Annotated in this window: 12 protein-coding genes and 2 pseudogenes; 1 reads left to right on the forward strand and 13 read right to left on the reverse strand. The window is 51.2% G+C overall.

Annotation, left to right across the window (positions count from 1 at the left end; genetic code table 11):
* From HMPREF9412_RS07960 to HMPREF9412_RS07995, 8 genes and pseudogenes are all read right to left on the reverse strand, one after another.
* Positions 1 to 960: pseudogene (locus tag HMPREF9412_RS07960) on the reverse strand (hypothetical protein); the annotation flags it as partial.
* Between the two features lie 80 nt (positions 961 to 1,040).
* Positions 1,041 to 1,658, reverse strand: a complete 618-nt coding sequence (locus HMPREF9412_RS07965; protein ID WP_009590921.1) for a ribonuclease HII — start codon at positions 1,656 to 1,658, stop codon at positions 1,041 to 1,043.
* A 248-nt stretch (positions 1,659 to 1,906) separates the two neighbouring features.
* A complete protein-coding gene (locus tag HMPREF9412_RS07970) occupies positions 1,907 to 5,722 on the reverse strand; it encodes a GH32 C-terminal domain-containing protein (protein ID WP_009590923.1) in 3,816 nt (1,271 codons plus the stop codon).
* Positions 5,723 to 5,812: 90 nt separating this feature from the next.
* Positions 5,813 to 6,697 carry an ROK family protein gene (locus tag HMPREF9412_RS07975; RefSeq protein WP_009590919.1) on the reverse strand — a complete coding sequence of 295 codons (885 nt, stop codon included), beginning with the start codon at positions 6,695 to 6,697 and terminating at the stop codon, positions 5,813 to 5,815.
* Positions 6,698 to 6,727: 30 nt separating this feature from the next.
* A complete protein-coding gene (locus tag HMPREF9412_RS07980; protein ID WP_009590928.1) occupies positions 6,728 to 8,203 on the reverse strand; it encodes a glycoside hydrolase family 32 protein in 1,476 nt (491 codons plus the stop codon).
* An 83-nt stretch (positions 8,204 to 8,286) separates the two neighbouring features.
* Positions 8,287 to 9,888 carry an ABC transporter substrate-binding protein gene (locus HMPREF9412_RS07985; RefSeq protein WP_009590926.1) on the reverse strand — a complete coding sequence of 534 codons (1,602 nt, stop codon included), beginning with the start codon at positions 9,886 to 9,888 and terminating at the stop codon, positions 8,287 to 8,289.
* 52 nt (positions 9,889 to 9,940) lie between these two features.
* Positions 9,941 to 10,822 carry a carbohydrate ABC transporter permease gene (locus HMPREF9412_RS07990; protein ID WP_009590918.1) on the reverse strand — a complete coding sequence of 294 codons (882 nt, stop codon included), beginning with the start codon at positions 10,820 to 10,822 and terminating at the stop codon, positions 9,941 to 9,943.
* 16 nt (positions 10,823 to 10,838) lie between these two features.
* Entirely contained in the window at positions 10,839 to 11,762 is a 924-nt protein-coding gene (locus tag HMPREF9412_RS07995; RefSeq protein WP_085981264.1) for an ABC transporter permease, read from the reverse strand.
* 507 nt (positions 11,763 to 12,269) lie between these two features.
* Here HMPREF9412_RS07995 and HMPREF9412_RS08000 point away from each other — a divergent pair.
* Positions 12,270 to 13,310, forward strand: coding sequence for a LacI family DNA-binding transcriptional regulator (locus HMPREF9412_RS08000; protein ID WP_009590922.1), 1,041 nt, complete (start codon positions 12,270 to 12,272; stop codon positions 13,308 to 13,310).
* A gap of 103 nt (positions 13,311 to 13,413) precedes the next feature.
* Here HMPREF9412_RS08000 and ylqF read toward each other — a convergent pair whose 3' ends face one another.
* From ylqF to HMPREF9412_RS32845, 5 genes and pseudogenes are all read right to left on the reverse strand, one after another.
* Positions 13,414 to 14,280, reverse strand: coding sequence for a ribosome biogenesis GTPase YlqF (gene ylqF, locus HMPREF9412_RS08005; RefSeq protein ID WP_009590927.1), 867 nt, complete (start codon positions 14,278 to 14,280; stop codon positions 13,414 to 13,416).
* A gap of 61 nt (positions 14,281 to 14,341) precedes the next feature.
* Entirely contained in the window at positions 14,342 to 14,956 is a 615-nt protein-coding gene (lepB, locus tag HMPREF9412_RS08010) for a signal peptidase I (protein ID WP_036663956.1), read from the reverse strand.
* A 106-nt stretch (positions 14,957 to 15,062) separates the two neighbouring features.
* Positions 15,063 to 15,407, reverse strand: coding sequence for a 50S ribosomal protein L19 (rplS, locus tag HMPREF9412_RS08015; RefSeq protein WP_015736355.1), 345 nt, complete (start codon positions 15,405 to 15,407; stop codon positions 15,063 to 15,065).
* 233 nt (positions 15,408 to 15,640) lie between these two features.
* The gene (locus HMPREF9412_RS32840) at positions 15,641 to 15,784 is read right to left on the reverse strand and encodes a hypothetical protein (protein WP_162939111.1); all 144 of its coding nucleotides are present in this window, start codon (positions 15,782 to 15,784) and stop codon (positions 15,641 to 15,643) included.
* A 113-nt stretch (positions 15,785 to 15,897) separates the two neighbouring features.
* Positions 15,898 to 16,516 (reverse strand): annotated as a pseudogene (locus HMPREF9412_RS32845) (collagen-like triple helix repeat-containing protein); the annotation flags it as partial.

The following is a 16,516-nucleotide window of genomic DNA, read 5'->3' on the forward strand; positions in this document are numbered from 1 at the left end:
CTTCAAGAGCCGCCCCACCCACGGCTCCGCGCCGGGGGTGGGCGGCTTTGGCGAAGGGCCTGCGGCCCCTTCGCCAAGAGCTGCCGCCGGCCCTGTGGGCACGGCGGCGGGTTGTCCGGCGGCAGGCGCTGCCGTGCCGCCGCTGGCCCATGGCTGCGCGAGCTCGCCGCGCAGCTGCTGCAGCAGGCCCTGCAGCTTGGTCAGCAGCGCCTGCTGACCTGAGCCGGTCTGCGCGGTACCTCCAGCAGCGTTGTTCGCCGCTGCTGCTTGCTGCTGCGCGGCAGCGGTACCCTCTGCGCCAGCTGCCGTCGAAGGCGCAGCGGACGCTGCATTTTTCCCGGCAGCCGCTGCGCCTCCGTTACCGTTGCTTAGAGCTGACGTCAGCTGCTGCTCCAGCGACTGCAGCAGCTGATGCAGCTGGGGTCCGAATACGGCCTGATGCAGTCCCTTTACGCTTTCAGGGCTAATCGGCAGTCCGCGGTGAAACGCGATCGCAGCCGACTCCGCCCATTCCGCAGCCGGGATCTGAGGAGGCTTTACGGCCAAAGCCTCTCGGAACATGGCAATATTGTCCTTCGTCAGGGGAACTCCCGCGTTCTGCATGCCCCGGATCATTTCGCGGTTTTCCTTCGTATCCGGAAGACCCGCAAAATCCAGCACCTCCGCCATGGATGACGGGGACAACGGCTGTCCCGGCGTTTGGCTGAGAGGCTTAAGCACCGCTGTCCCTCCCTCTCCCGGCGGCTGAACCTGCAGCAGAGCCGTTTCCCCGGCTCGGAGCGGCGTTTCCAGCTTCGCTTTCACTTGAACGCCCTGGATCTGCACCACCGCTTCCTGCCCGTCCTCCGATACGTTCATAACGACACCGCGAACGACCTGACCCGGCTTAAGTTCCAACGCTTTGGCGTCTCCCGGCTTCTGCTCGCCCAGGAGTCCGCGAATCAACGATCCGATGTTCACGATAGTTCCTCCCACACCTTCTGTTTACCTTATATATCGGCAGCAGCCCGCCTTTTGACGAGGGCGGGCTGCATCGAAATCTAGAACAAGGACAATTGCTCAATCTCCATATTTTTCAAAAAGCTTCTTCTATGCATGGCGGTAGGTCCGTGCAGCTGCAGCTGTTCCCGGTGAAACTTGGTAGCATAGCCTTTATGTACGGCGATTCCGTATTCCGGATAACGCGCCTCCCATTCCCCCTCGCACAGCCTATCGCGGGTGACCTTGGCTATGATGGAGGCTGCCCCAATGGACTGGCTGTTGGCGTCCCCTTTAATGATGGCACGCTGGGGAATATCGCAATCCACCTTCTCGGCATCAACAAGCAGAAACTGCGGGGGAACGGCCAACTGCTCAATCGCCTTCTTCATCGCAAGTCTTGCGGCTTGTTTGATGTTAATGCGGTCAATCGTTTCCGCATCCACCAAACCGACGCCGACCGCCAACGCCTGCTCCATGATAAGGTCGTAAAGGGTTTCCCGCTTCTTGGCACTGAGTTTCTTCGAATCGTTAATTCCTTCAATGACCAGCCCCTCCGGCATAATGACCGCCGCAGCGACCACATCGCCGAACAAACAGCCGCGGCCGACCTCGTCGATGCCTGCAATATGTATATAACGGCTCCAATACTCTCGCTCGTACATTAATAAATCTGTCATAGGTTTAACCCCTTTGATTCCGAATTACCGTTTGTTTCCTATTCGTTCACACGGTGTATCGCATCTATTCTATCAATCTAGTAACTCTTCTAGAGTATCATACTCGCCAGGGAGCGTCACCCTTTTATCCCGTCCGCATCCCGGCAGGAATGGGTTCGTCCATCGGCGAACCATCGGTTATAATCCCCGAAAAAAAGAGCCGCCGGCAACGGCAGCTCTTCCCTTTACTCGATTATCGATCCTTGGCTTCAAAGCCCAAGCCGCCATCGCTGACGATCCGAAGCGGCATCCGGCTCATTCAATTCCAGCCCCGAACCGTCAGCCTTTACAGCAAGTGCCCGTCCATCGTGGACCGATCGGATGGTTACCGTATCATCTTCCTGACGTTCCACTCTCCACCGCTGATTGTTATAACCGAGATACGTGTATAACTGAATCCGGTTCTGCCCGGTATCCACATCCAAAGCCTTCCCTTCCGGCGTGCGAATGGAATACGTGCCTTGCTCTCCTGTCGGCACCCATACCCATAGCAGGTTGCCCGTACCCATTGATTCCTTCAGGGTAACGGGTTCGCCGTTTACGGATTTCTCGGTATAGATCGCCTTGTTCACGGCTTCGTTCGTGAAGCTGGTTTTCGTCAGTCGAGCTTCAGACGAATGACGGACGTAGACATTTTGATAGGAAGCCTGTCCGCCAAACACATTGACCCCAAAATGCCCTTCGGCAAATGTCCCGTCCATCACATCGATTACCGTCTTCCCGTCCACGCCGACTTGAATATGCGGACCTTTCGCTTCAATCCTCAGGTGATAGGTTCTTCCCCATTGGATAAAGCCGGGGACGCTGGCCAGGACTTGACGTTCCTCGAATCGACCTTCGACCATATAGAAGAGCCGAATCGACTTCAATCCAGGGTCCAAATTCAGATAATATCCGCTGCGGCCGTCCCCGCTTGCCCGAAACAGCATGGATCCGGCACCGCCTGCTTCCCCAAGCCGCATGTCTCCCTCGAATCTGAAGTCTCCTGCCTTCTCTTGCGCCATATAATTAGCATCACTCGAATGGCTGCCCCGGATTCCATGCTCGGTAAGGACCCACTTCGAGGCCTTAAGATCCGGTTTCCATCCCGTCAGATTCGTTTTGAATGTTCCGCTCGAGACCAACACGCGGGTGCTCGCCGATATTTTTCCGTTTGGGGTTGACGCCGTAATGACGGCTTCTCCCGCATTCGCCGCTTTCAATACGGCATGGGTCTCATCGGATGAAACTATCCGGACCGTACCGGGATCGCTGGATGTCCATACCAGAGGTTTCTTCCCGTTGCCCGGGACACGATCCACGGCTGCGTACAACGATTCGGTCTGTCCCTGGGACAGGTCCAACTCGTATGAATCCAACAGGATGCGGGAAGCAGGCTCCGATGGATCAAGAGGCCTCCACACGGAATCCAGTTCATGAACCTTTAGGGATTTCAGCTTCACTTGGCCGCCTTGGGTGTAAAAACTCATCCCCCGTCTGGCTTGATCCGGAAAAATGACGTCCGAGAACACAACCTTTCCATCATTGCCGAACACCTCGACGGAAGATTCATCGACATAAATACGCAGCTTGACCACTCCATCTACGGGGTGCAGCAATGCTTTGTGTTCGGTCGAGAACAAGCTGGAGAAATCCGTGGTTCCCGATGCCGAACGGTCAATGAACATGTGATGCGCGGAGTTGTTATAACCGACCACCGTCTGTTGTTCGCCGCCTTCCCGCAGCCGGAAGCCGAATTCCAGATCGCTGCTGTCTGTCGGAATCTTGACTTCCGCCTCGATTTCAAACGTGCCTGCCTGAATACCCTTTAACACATTCTGCGAGGTCTCCGTCACTTGCCTGTTATTCACATGGATTACCGTATTCCGGAGGGTTTCCAGCTCAGAGATTGGAGACTGGTGCAGACGTATTCCCTCACTCGTCGTTCTGAGCGACAACTCCCTAGGGATGGTCAGCTGACCCTTCCAGCCCGAAGTCGGAAAATTGAAGGGATAATCCCAGTTCGTCATCCATGCCAGCATGATTCTTCGATTGTCCGGCAGGTCGGAGAAGGACATGGAGGCGTAGAATTCCTTGCCCCAATCCGTTCTCAGCACGGTCCCCGCCGTATGATCATTCATAAATTTGCCGTCTGGCGTCACATCGCCGATAAAATATTCCGCATCGGAGCCTTGGGTGTTCGGATTAGCGCCGCTGCTGATCATCAACACCCATTTGCGCTGACCGGAGCCGTCCACGGCAAGCTGAAACAGATCCGGGCATTCCCACACGCCTCCACGGATATATTCCCCATACCCGAAACGGTCCGTTAAGGTCCAATCGACAAGATTGTCGGAGATATAGAAGCGGATATGGTCTCCCCCTGATACCACCATGATCCAGCGGTTGTTGGCTTCATCCCGAACCACTTTGGGATCGCGAAAATCCCATCCTCCCGGATCCTCGCCCTGTTTGCCCGGGTTCTCGATGAGGATCGGCCGTTCCTTCGAATACGTCCAGGTCCGTCCGTGATCGGTGCTGTAAGCAAGTCCGATCTTCTGATTTCCGCCCGGCCGATCAGGATTGAAGGATGTGTAGTAGGCAATGAGTCCTTTGCCTCCGGAATCCCCGAACAGACCTGAAGCGTTCGTTGTATCGGCTACGGCGGAACCCGACCAGACATGTCCGAGATCGTTCCAAGGCAGTGCGATCGGCAGCCTGTTCCAATGCACCAGATCCCGGCTTACCGCATGCGCCCACTGGCCTCCGTCCTGATGGAAGAGATGATACTCCCCTTCGAAATAGACCAATCCGTTCGGATCGCTTGCCGAGCCTCGGATTGGGCTATAATGATACTGCGGGCGGTATTCCTCCGTATAATAATCCGCCATTGGGGTTACGTACACGTCCTGAAAGTACGCCGTTCCGGACTTTACCTTCATCCCGATCGATCCGCCCGCGTAACTACTGTCGGATACGCGGATCGCAGCGGGTTCGTAACCATCTACAGCGATTTGAATGCTGTCTTCGGAGACGTGGATCTCCACATGATGCGCACTTGTGGGCAGGCTTGGATAGGTACGGCTCGAAGCGCCGATCACCTTTCCATCCGAAGTTTCCAGCGTTACCCGCACCTGATCATCCTCTCTCCTGAATACGGCCTCGTATCCCTCCGTTCCTTGATCGTTCCCTCTCCAATAGAACCCCGCTTCAGCCTGTCCCCCTAAGGTGATATTGCCTTCCAGCACATAATCCGCAGCCGCATTCTTATAGATCTTGTGGGCTTCGTGCCCCTCCGATGCCGACCCCTTAAGCCCTTTGATGTCAGGCTGCCATTCCCCGCTCGTAGCTGCCGGACCGAACAGGTTGCCTTTCCACTCGCTCACCTTGATATTCTGAAAGAGGGCGGAGCCGTCCCACACATGAAGACCCAGGTATCCTGTGGAATAAGCCGTATCATCGACTTCAATCATCGGTTCATATTGGCTTCCCCAATATACCTTGATATTGCCGCCTACCACCTTGACCTTAAGGTGAACGATTTCCCCTTGGCTCAATGCGACCGCTTTTTCCACCTTCAATCTTCCCTTCCCTTCGCGGGCATCCTTGAGGCGAACCAAACCTGCGCTGGGCACGATTTGCAGCATATACGACGACCAGCCGTCATCGCTTGAACGAAAGACCAGCGAAGCATCTGCTTGAATATTCGTAATCATCACATCGGCTTCATAGACAAAATCATCCGCTCTGGTTGCGGAGATTGCCGCTGCATTCTCACTTGAATCGGAGCTAAGCCGTAAACCTTCTGCCGTTTGTTCCATTCTGCCGCTGCCTTTCAACTGCCACCCCTCGAGGTTGGTATTTACATTGGATGCGCTTTCAAAAATGTCGGTTTCTCCTTTCTCCTTTAAAACTGCATTCTCTTCTTGGATCGCTGACGCCGCCCATGCCGAACCCGGAATGACGCTTGTCGCCAGCAACAAGGTCATCGTGATCGCAGACATCGTGCGCAGCAACACCGTATGTATGCCTTGCGATAATTTCATATATCCACCTCTTTTCGGTTTCTTTACCAAGCGTTATATTAGGAAGGAACAGCCCGAACAATCGGACTGTTCTCCTAATGACGAGCCTGTTTAGGATTGCGAATCTTGCCATGCCCGGATTCCCAGAGACAATGCCCCGCATAACCCAGACTGGGTGCCTAATAATGGGGGAACTATATAATTCTCGATATCATGTACAATTTCGTCGGCAAGCACATATCCGTTCAAATTACGCCTCACTTCTGCACGAATGAGGGGATACAGCTGGGCTTGCTGCATAACGCCGCCGCCCAGTATGATCTTCTCGGGGGAATTCGTCAGAATCAGTCCGGTTATGGACTGCGCTAAATAATAGGCTTCGATTTCCCAAGCCGGATGGTCTGTGGGCAGCAGATCACCTTTTAATCCCCATCGGGCTTCAAGTGCCGGACCAGCTGCCAATCCTTCCAAGCAATCGCCATGGTAAGGACAGGTTCCTCCAAACGCATCTTCGGGATGGCGTTTCACGGGAACATGCCCGCCTTCCGGATGTACCAATCCATGAACCAGCCGGCCTTCGGTATAAAGGCCGATCCCAAAACCTGTACCCACCGTATAATACGCGCAGCTGTTCAGCCCCTTGGCTGCTCCCCAAGTCGCCTCTCCCAAAGCAGCTGCATTGACATCCGTATCCCAGCCATAGGGAATATCCATATGCGACTTCATCTTACCGAGAACATTGATCTGCGACCATCCATGTTTCGGTGTTGACGTTACATACCCGTATGTCGGGCTGTCCAGCTTCAGATCGATGGGTCCAAACGACCCGATGCCGATGGCTTCTACCGCATGATCCTGGAAATAGGAAATGGCTCTGGATAATGTGCCTTCCGGCTGTCCTGTCGGAAAGCTGATGCGTTCCTCGACGATTCCGTCTTCATTTCCGATACCGCAGACAAATTTGGTGCCGCCCGCTTCCATTGCTCCAATACGCATAACGCCGAATCTCCTTATTACTCATTCATATTACTTTAGCTGGCCACCAGGTGAAGAAAACTCATAGACATGCAGGGACTCTATAACCTTCCGTTCATCATCGGCAAATACGGTTATTCCCGTTGAAGCAGGATCAGGATAAATCAAATCCGTGATCACCGCCTGCCCGCGATCCGCGAACAGTTCCACGGACGAACGATCCACGAAAATCCGCATCTCCAGCATAGAGCCCGATGTCTGAAGCAGGGCCGTATGTTTGCCCGGGAAATCCCTATGGAAATCCGCCTGCCCTGAACGGCTGCGATCCACGTAAACCTCGGCAGACCCCGCATCCCAACCGACCAAGGTCTCTTGCTCTAATCCTGTCCTTACTTTCAAACCAAGCGAAAATGCTGCATCAAAGCGGACAAGGATCTCGCAGCTCTCCAGCCGCACAGCGGCTAAACGGGCTGCAGCTTCATCCACAGCGATATCATGTAAGGAAAGCAACTCGGTGCGGTGGGCTTCCATTTCGCGAACCGGCTGCTGCGTTACCGTAACTTCGCCTTCCAGCGTCTCCAGCTTGAGTTCTCGCACCAAGGTCATGGCCCCCCTCCAATCATCCGTTGGCGTGAGGTTTGCGTATTTCCAATTGCTCATCCAGCCGATGAACAGCCTTCTGCCATCCGCTGCCGGAATGTCCGACCAGCTGACCCCGGCATAGTTATCTCTGCCGTAATCCAGCCACCGCACTTCACCTTTGGAGCGTTCATCCGGCATAAACGTTGTCCCGTCAAAGTCTCCAATGAAATATTGCGTCCTGGAGCCCTCGACGTAGGCCGGATCATCGCCAATGCTGACAAGCATGACCCATCGCACTCCACCGTCTTCCGTTGCAAGGGGGAACAGGTCCGGACATTCCCAGACTCCATCGTGAAATCCGATGCCCTCTCCAAACTCGCTGGCAAATACCCATTCCTTTAAGTTTGAAGATTGATAGAGACATACCGTCTGCCCGCATGCCACAATCATCACCCACTGCGATGACGGCTCATGCCAGAACACTTTGGGATCCCGAAAATCAACATAGCTGTCATGGCCAAGGACCGGATTGCCTTCATACTTCGTCCAGGTTCTTCCTTCGTCCTTGCTGTACGCCAGGCTTTGGTACTGAATCATTTGCTGTGCGCCCGGCACATCATGGTGGTGCGTGAAGATCGCCACAAGCCCGGGCCCTTCATCGAAAAATCCGCTGGTGTTGTTCCAGTCCACAACCGCACTGCCTGAGAAGATCGTGCCATGCTCATCCGGCGCTAACGCAATGGGGAGCTCTTCCCAGAAGACCAGATCCTTGCTGACCGCATGCCCCCAGTGCATGGGTCCCCATGTGGTGCCAAATGGGTGATGCTGATAAAACAAATGGTATTCCCCTTTAAAATAGACCATGCCGTTTGGATCATTCATCCAGTTCTTTTGGGGTGAAAAATGGTAAGCATTTCGATAGTTTTGCTGTTCCGTGTTCGTCATTTGTGATCTCCTTCATTATCGTTATCATGGGTTTACGGCCGTACTTCAACGATATGCATGAACGGCCGCTGCATTCCACACGGTTACTTCATGTTTCTGTCGTAACCCGTTTGTTTGATCGTCAGCCACTCCTGAAGTCCGAGTCGATCCAATTCCTTCAGATAAGCATCCCATTCCTGATCTGCTTTTCCATTCTGGTACCATTCGGTGCGCATTCTTTCCAGGTAAGGGAACAAGTCCGCTTCAATCGTGGATAAGCGATCCAACTCGTCGATGGAGAAGAACACTTTCGGGTATGTATTCTCCGCTTTCATGTGCGGTACCATGACGTCTTTCATGAGTTTGAGCCTCCACGCCGCATCATCCGGCATCGTGGTGTATTTTCCATAATACTCGTCCAGGATCGCAAGCGGCCCCGCGATGCTTGTTTTTTGTCTAAGCTCTACCGGAGCCGTGCCTTCAAGCGGAAGGTGCTTCAGCATCCCTTTGGCTTCATCCAGCTCAAAAATATTCTGCTGGGTGTCGTCGCCGTAAGTTCCCCAGTTGTTCTGAACCGATTGGAGCGGTTCATACATGGCATCAATCCATTTGGCCGTTTCTTCCAGCTTCTTGTTGTTGCTGGTAATGACCAATCTTCCCCGATCCAGGCCGATTCCGTTCGTCCTCGTTACATTGATCTCGCCGGTTGGCCCTGCAAGCGGCGGCATCAGGTCATACGTATCATTCATGCCCGTGATGTTGGCTTTATCCCACGTAAAATACATGCCGTACCGATGGTCTTTTCCCTTGGCCAGGTAGGTATTCCAATCCTGCTGGAATGCTTCGATGTCGATTAATCCCTCTTCATATAATTCGTTAATGAATGCTATGGCTTCCTTATACCCTTCCTCTGCAGCGGTGAACACCACCTTGCCGTCATCCGTAACAACGGTGTGATCCCAGTTCTCGCCCAAGCCGAATGAAGCAAACAGGAATGTCAGATCCTCCCCGCCCGGTTTATTAATGAAGGAAAGCGGTATTTCGTCAGCCTGCCCGTTGCCGTTCGGATCTTGGGTTTTGAACGCTTTTAATACGGTTTTCAGCTCTTCCGTCGTAGTTGGCATGTCCAGTCCCAAGGCGTCGAGCCACTCCACGTTAATCCAGGGGAAGTTATCCACCGATTGAATCCGCTCTTTCCCTGAGCCCAACTCCTCGATCCATGGGAAGGAATAAATATGCCCATCCGGCGCCGTAATCATGTTGACGTATTCCGGCGCCTCCTCCAGTACCTTTTTCAGATTGGGCATATGCTGTTCGATTAAATCCTCAACGGGAATGATGACTCCGTCCTTTGCCAGCTTCAGCAGATCATAATCTCCGTACCCCGCATCAAAGATGGCATCGGGCAAATCTCCGCTCGCTACGGCCAGATTGCGTTTTTCCGCAAATACATCGCTGGTATAATTCTTCCACTGGATGTGAATGCCCGTTTTCTCCTCCAGGCGCTTGTTGATCAGCTTCTCGTTAGGGTCAGCAGGCGCTAGCGGCGAACTTTGCGTCAGGACGTTCAGGGTGACTTTACCGTCCGGCGACTCATTTGAGGCTTCCCCGCCCTTGCCGCACCCGGACAAGAGCAGCACGGCCGCCAGAGCTGTCAGGGTTACCGCTTTTTTACGGTTATGTTTCTTGGATCTCTTCGTATTCATATCAATGGCCTCCCGAATCCTGTATTTGGATAACTATGTTGAAGGCGGCCCGCTATTTGAGAGAGCCTACCATAACACCTTTCTCGAAGTACTTTTGGAAGAACGGATACATAATCAATAGCGGAAGGCTGGATATCACGATCGCCGAATATTTAATCATTTCCGAGAGCCGTTTCAGCTCCGCCATCGCAAGCTGGTCGCTGATCATGCCCGGCGCAGCCTGGTTTTGTATGAGAATCGATCGCAGAACGAGCTGCAGCGGGTGCAGCTTGGGATCATCCAGATAGATCATGGCATCGAAGAATGCGTTCCACTGGCCCACGAAGGCATACAGCGCGAGCACAAAGATGATGGGCTTGGATAGCGGCAGTACGATCCGGACAAAGATTTTCATATCGGAAGCCCCATCCACATTGGCTGCCTCCTTCAATTCATTAGGCACCCCTTTGAAGAAGGTTCGGGACAAAATGATGTTCCATACATTCACCGCGCCGGGGATGATCACGGCCCATACCGTATTGAGCATGCCAAGCTCCCTTACAAGCAAATACGTAGGGATCAGTCCGCCTCCGAAAAAAATGGTGATAATGAACAACGTCATGAAAAAATGGCGTCCGGCCAGCCGGTTCTCCGAAAGTGCGTATCCCGCACAGACCGAAACCGTTACCGTGAGAAGCGCAAAGGCTGTCGAATACAAAACGGCATTGCCAAATCCGCGGAGCATCGCGGGATTGGACAGAATCATCTGATATCCTTCCAGGCTCCAATCGGAGATTTTAAAAGACAGTCCTTGATTCAGCAGAACGGTGGGATCCATGAACGAGGCCACCACAATGTAAACCAAGGGTACGACAACGACCAGTACGGCAAGCGTTAAAAAGATCGCATTTAATGACAACAGGAAACGGTCGAAGCGTGAATGTTTGACGGCCATGAGTATGACTCCTTTCCTAGTAGAGGCCTTCGCCTTCATTGAGTTTTCTGACAATAAAGTTCACCGTTACGAGCAAAATGACATTGATGACGGAGTTGAATAAACCAACGGCTGCCGAGTATGCATAATCGCCTGACTGCAATCCGACCTTGTACACATAGGTAGCGATAATCTCCGAAGTAGGAAGATTCATCGAGGTTTGCATCAGATAAGCTTTCTCAAAGCCTATGGACATAATGCCTCCTGCCGCCAGTATGAAGACGATTGCCATAATCGGCCTAATCGTAGGCAGATCGATATGTCGGATGCGCTGGAGTAAATTAGCTCCGTCCAGACTGGCCGCGTTATGCAGCTCCGGGTCCACATTCGCAAGAGCAGCCACATAGATGATGGAGGCCCATCCGGCACCCTGCCATATATCCGATAGAATATAGATCCACCTGAAGTATTCCGGCTGCGACATAAACATCAGCGGACTTCCCGTCATCCAAATGACCAATTGATTGATCGGCCCCGTCGGGGACAAGAAGATAAACAGCATCCCGACAATGACGACCACCGAGATGAAATTGGGCGCGTACAGAAACAGCTGAATATTTTTCTTGATTGCCGCTTTGCGAACCTGGTTTAACATAAGCGCAAGCAGGATCGGCACCGGAAAGCTAAAGATAAGACCAAAAAAACTCAATTTAAGCGTATTCATAAAAATGACGTCAAAATTTGGCGAGGCGATGAATTTTTCAAAATGCTTGAGCCCGACCCACTCGCTCCCGAGGATTCCTTTAATGGGGCTGAAATCCTTAAATGCAATAACGGCACCATACATCGGAACGTACTTGAAAATAAGGGTCAATATAAGTGCCGGAGCCAGCAGTATGTATAGAAAATAATTTTTCTTGATGAAAGCGAGCGTTCGCCCTGCGGAGCTCCGTCCCCTGATTACCCCTGCCCCCTGATTGGCTGGTTCCACTGAATGTCTCAAACCTGTTCCCCCGTTCTTTCTAGAGAAGTTTACATATTGCTTACAGAAAAGGCTTTCATTTTTCACTTATGTTGAATATCGCTTTTACAATTTATCAAATGATGTAACATCAGTCAATAGTATTTGTAAAAATAAATTTGTGCAATTGACAACACTATTTGTTCATTTATTTCCCCTTCCTGTCATAAAAATGAGCAGCACAAGCTGTTTTCCTTATAAAGTCGGAAGCTTTTATTATTTTTTCCTTGTTAGATGATGTTTCTGCCAATATAAATAAATGGAAACCAGAAATATAACTCAACCTCTTCTGTTTAAATGTTAAATAGATTGTGCATTTGTAAAGTTGAGGTTGCTATTTGGGCTAATCTATTATACATTTGATTTAAGATATTCAGAGGTCATTAGCGACTGGAAGAAACAGCGGACCTTCGTATGAACTTGATCATTTGAGGTGAAATCAGATACATGACGAAAGAAAAAGTCACAATTCAAGATATTGCCGATGCACTGGGGATCTCCAGAAACACGGCATCCAAGGCTCTGAACGGGAGCGAAAGTATTCCGGACGAGACGCGCAGCAAGGTTATCCGAAAAGCGATTGAACTGAAATACAAACAATTTGCTTTCATGGAGACGGACAATCTGCTGACCAAAAACCCGGGAAACATCGCTCTTCTGACGGCGAATCTTCCAAGCACCTCCCACTTTGGCTCGCGATTAATCAGTGGGCTTGAGAAACGAATCAGCGCGGAAGGATATAACCTGTCCATTCATATTGTCCGTGACATCGATCGAAGCTCTCGGACGCTGCCTAACAATTTTGAATCCTCCAAAGTGGATGGCATCATATGTATCGAGTTATTTGATATGGAATACAGCAAGGAGCTCACAAGCCTGGGCCTGCCTACCGTATTTATCGATTGTGCCGCTGACATGTTCTACCCGGACTTGCAGGCGGATTTGCTTCTGATGGAGAATGAACACAGCACCTGTCACATGACCAAGCGGCTCATTGAGCAGGGCAACGCGTCTTTGGGATTCATCGGGGACATCCAGCACTGCAAGAGCTTTAATGAACGCTGGGTGGGATTTAATCGGGCTTTGACCGAGATGGGGGTCCGGCTGGATCCGGAACAGTGTGTCCTAAACCCGGACCGTGAGTTTTTCTCCGAGTCCGACTGGATGGAGAAGCGGCTGAAACAGATGAAACAGTTGCCGTCCGCTTTTGTATGCGCCAATGATTTTATTGCGGTCAATGTGATGAAAGCTTTGAAGCATAGCCATATCGCCATCCCCGGCGACATTGCCGTATGCGGATTCGATAATGCGCCTGAATCGCGCATCGTTGAACCCCATTTATCAACGGTACATATCTATAGCGATGAAATGGGAATTGCTGCGGCTAACATGCTGTTGTCCCGGGTGAAAGAACCGGCACTGCCCTATCAAGTCACCCATATCCAAACCAAGCCGATCTTCAGGGCATCTACCGAAAAAACAGACTAGTTTTATCCTTTTTAAGAAAAAAGAACCGTTCAGCCGGTATTCGGCTGAACGGTTCTTTCGGTTTAATGGGGTTGGAGAGGCAGTGCATTCTCCCTTTAACGAATCAATAAGGCGATTCCATGGAATATCGCCCAAGCTTCCCTGCGCGAAGCTCACGCAGGAATAGGCTCGAGGCTTTTTCCAGATCGACTCTTCCGCCGCTTACGATACAGCCGCGTTTTCTTCCGATCGCCTCCATGACCGCGACGATTTCATCCGGGTTGTCCAGATCCGTCGGGCGCTCCTTCAGGTCAAAGCGCTCGCTCATCGTTTCCCAGTAATAGTTGGCGAAATATTTGATCGCAAAAAAGGCAATATCCTCTACGTTCAATATTTCCTCTTTGATGGCACCGGTTACCGCTAAGCGGTATCCTACATTCTGATCCTCGAACTTCGGCCACAGAATACCGGGGGTATCCAGCAATTCCATCTCACCGCCGGCAACCTTGATCCACTGTTGCCCTTTCGTGACGCCCGGACGGTCTCCCGTTTCCGCGATGTTACGGCCGGCAAGCCGGTTAATCAGCGTGGATTTGCCAACATTCGGTATGCCAACAATCAACACGCGCATCGCTCGCGGGTTCATGCCCTTGGCGATTTGTTTGTCGATCTTCTCTTTCAGCAGCAGCTTAATCTGGTTCGGAATATCCTTAACGCCTGTCCCCGTGGATGCATCAACGGGAAAAGCCGTCAGTCCGCCTTCTTTAAAATAGGCCTGCCATTGCCTTGTAACCTCAGGATCGGCCAAATCGGCTTTATTCATAATAACGAGCCGCGGCTTGCCCTGCAAAATCTCGTCAATCATCGGATTTCGGCTTGAGAGCGGAAGCCTCGCATCGATCAGTTCTATAACGGCATCGATCAGCTTCAGCTTCTCCTGAATTTGACGGCGCGCTTTGGTCATATGTCCAGGAAACCATTGTATTGTCAAACGTCGTCACCTCTACTTTGCTCTGCAAACTTTCATCGTTTCTATAGCGCCATGCGGCTGGCTAATGGTTGATGAGCCCTATGTCTTTAATCGGCCAGAAAATCAAGTCTGCTCGACCGATAATATCCCCCAAAGGAACATATCCTATCATTCGGGAGTCGGTACTGTTGGAGCGGTTATCCCCCATCACGAACACATGGCCCTCCGGGACAACGCCGTCCTGAACAAACGAGTTCGGAAAATCCGTGTTATTGTATAATCGATTTTCAGCATGGGCTTGATCAATTGCTTCCTGTATGTAGGTTTCATTCACAGGTTCCCCGTTGACAAGCACTTTATCGCCTTCCACTTTAACCGTATCACCGGCAACCGCGATCACGCGTTTAATGAAATCCCTTCCCTCGTCAGGAACATGGAACACGATAACTTCGCCACGCTCGGGTTTGCGGATATCATATAAAATCTCGTTGACGATCAGCTTCTGATTCGAAACAAAGTTAGGTTCCATCGATGGTCCCTGCACAATAAACGGTTTAAAGAGAAGCCAGCGAATGAGAACGACGAGAACCAGAGCAATGAGAAGAGCCTTCAGCCATTCTACAAGCTCGTTCTTAGCCTTTTTGGCGGGTTTCCCCACGTTGGTTTCAATGGCCTCCTGGTGTTGATCTTTCTCCATAATCCACCGTCCTTCCCTATAGATCGCTTTCGCATGATAACGATTTTTGGATATACAAAAGGGGCTTGTATATACGCACAAGCCCCCTTTTACCGCCGCCTTGTAATTAACGACGAATTTCTTTAATTCTCGCTGCTTTACCGCGCAGTTCACGAAGATAATAAAGCTTCGCACGACGCACTTTACCACGGCGAGCCACTTCGATTTTATCGATTTTAGGCGAGTTGATTGGGAAAGTTCTTTCCACACCAACACCGTAAGAAATTTTACGAACAGTAAAAGTCTCACTGATTCCGCCACCGCGACGTTTAATTACTACACCTTCAAACAACTGGATACGCTCACGAGTTCCCTCGATAACCTTAACGTGCACTTTTAAAGTATCACCAGGACGAAAGCTCGGAATATCTTTACGAAGTTGTTCTTGAGTAATCGCTTGAACGATATTCATCTAGGACTCCCTCCTCTCACACAGGTGTTCTTGCATCTTCCGGAAACTCTATGTATTTCCTTCATTATCCGCAGCGGACCACCGTATTCACAACAAAAGAAATAATAACATATTTTGCTGACTGAATCAAGTATTTTATCTTTACACCCTCTCTGTAAATCCGTTTAACGCTCACTGGTCTTTAAAAAACCACTTCCAGCATGAAGATCATGCCGGAAGCGGTTAGGCTGAACTTAATTTACGCTTTCTTTCGAGTCATGCAAGCCTTTGTGGCGCTTGCCATAGTATTCAAGGATGTCGTCTACCGTTTGGAATTGAACTTCAGTATGGTTTGTTTCTTCTATTTTTGCTTCCTGTTGTTGTCGATGTTCTGTCATGACAAGATGCCTCCCAGTAATCTCAAGTGTTTCTCCAGATACATATTACCCACTGAAGGAGACGATGCATCAACCATATTAAAAAAGTTGACATTAAAGTATACAATACTGGGCTATGAGCCAATTCTAAAGATAGAAATTCTTGCAGCGGTTTGCGGTGCTATTATCGATTTAGAGACCGGCGATAAATTATAAAGCCCAACGGTATTACCTGCACTTAAATTGATGACGGCAGATCCTGAAACTTCGGCGTTGGTTGAATTCGAGTTCATGTTCGCCGTATTTGTCGTATTACCGTTAACAACGATTCCGAAAGTATTAGGCGCTGTCGAACCAGTTTCCAGCGAAATCTGCCAGTCAAAGTAGTAGAAGCCAGCTGTCACGATGGTCAGCGTCGTGGTACCGTTAAAGGTTACACCTTGAAGTGTGCTTGTTGAAAAGGTAACCGGCGAGTTGGTGGCCACATTTTGTATGACTCCATTGCTGGCATAGATCACACTACCGCCCACGAGGGTAGTAGACCCGGTTGGACCCGTCGGGCCTACCGGACCTGTTGCTCCGGTTGGGCCGGTTGCTCCCGTGGCTCCCGTAACACCTGTCGCTCCTGTCGCTCCTGTTGCTCCCGTAGCTCCTGTTACTCCCGTTGCTCCTGTTACTCCCGTGGCTCCCGTTGCCCCCGTTGCTCCTCTTTCTCCTGTCGCTCCCGTGGCTCCTGTTACCCCGGTGGCTCCT

It is taken from the genome of Paenibacillus sp. HGF5 (assembly GCF_000204455.1).
GTDB lineage: Bacteria > Bacillota > Bacilli > Paenibacillales > Paenibacillaceae > Paenibacillus_AQ > Paenibacillus_AQ lautus_A.

Excerpts from the sequence above, each read along its gene's own strand:
- HMPREF9412_RS07965 (WP_009590921.1), bottom strand. The coding sequence starts at position 1,658 with ATGACAGATTTATTAATGTACGAGCGAGAGTATTGGAGCCGTTATATA.
- HMPREF9412_RS07970 (WP_009590923.1), bottom strand. The coding sequence starts at position 5,722 with ATGAAATTATCGCAAGGCATACATACGGTGTTGCTGCGCACGATGTCT.
- HMPREF9412_RS07975 (WP_009590919.1), bottom strand. The coding sequence starts at position 6,697 with ATGCGTATTGGAGCAATGGAAGCGGGCGGCACCAAATTTGTCTGCGGT.
- HMPREF9412_RS07980 (WP_009590928.1), bottom strand. The coding sequence starts at position 8,203 with ATGACGAACACGGAACAGCAAAACTATCGAAATGCTTACCATTTTTCA.
- HMPREF9412_RS07985 (WP_009590926.1), bottom strand. The coding sequence starts at position 9,888 with ATGAATACGAAGAGATCCAAGAAACATAACCGTAAAAAAGCGGTAACC.
- HMPREF9412_RS07990 (WP_009590918.1), bottom strand. The coding sequence starts at position 10,822 with ATGGCCGTCAAACATTCACGCTTCGACCGTTTCCTGTTGTCATTAAAT.
- HMPREF9412_RS08000 (WP_009590922.1), top strand. The coding sequence starts at position 12,270 with ATGACGAAAGAAAAAGTCACAATTCAAGATATTGCCGATGCACTGGGG.
- lepB (WP_036663956.1), bottom strand. The coding sequence starts at position 14,956 with ATGGAGAAAGATCAACACCAGGAGGCCATTGAAACCAACGTGGGGAAA.
- rplS (WP_015736355.1), bottom strand. The coding sequence starts at position 15,407 with ATGAATATCGTTCAAGCGATTACTCAAGAACAACTTCGTAAAGATATT.
- HMPREF9412_RS32840 (WP_162939111.1), bottom strand. The coding sequence starts at position 15,784 with ATGACAGAACATCGACAACAACAGGAAGCAAAAATAGAAGAAACAAAC.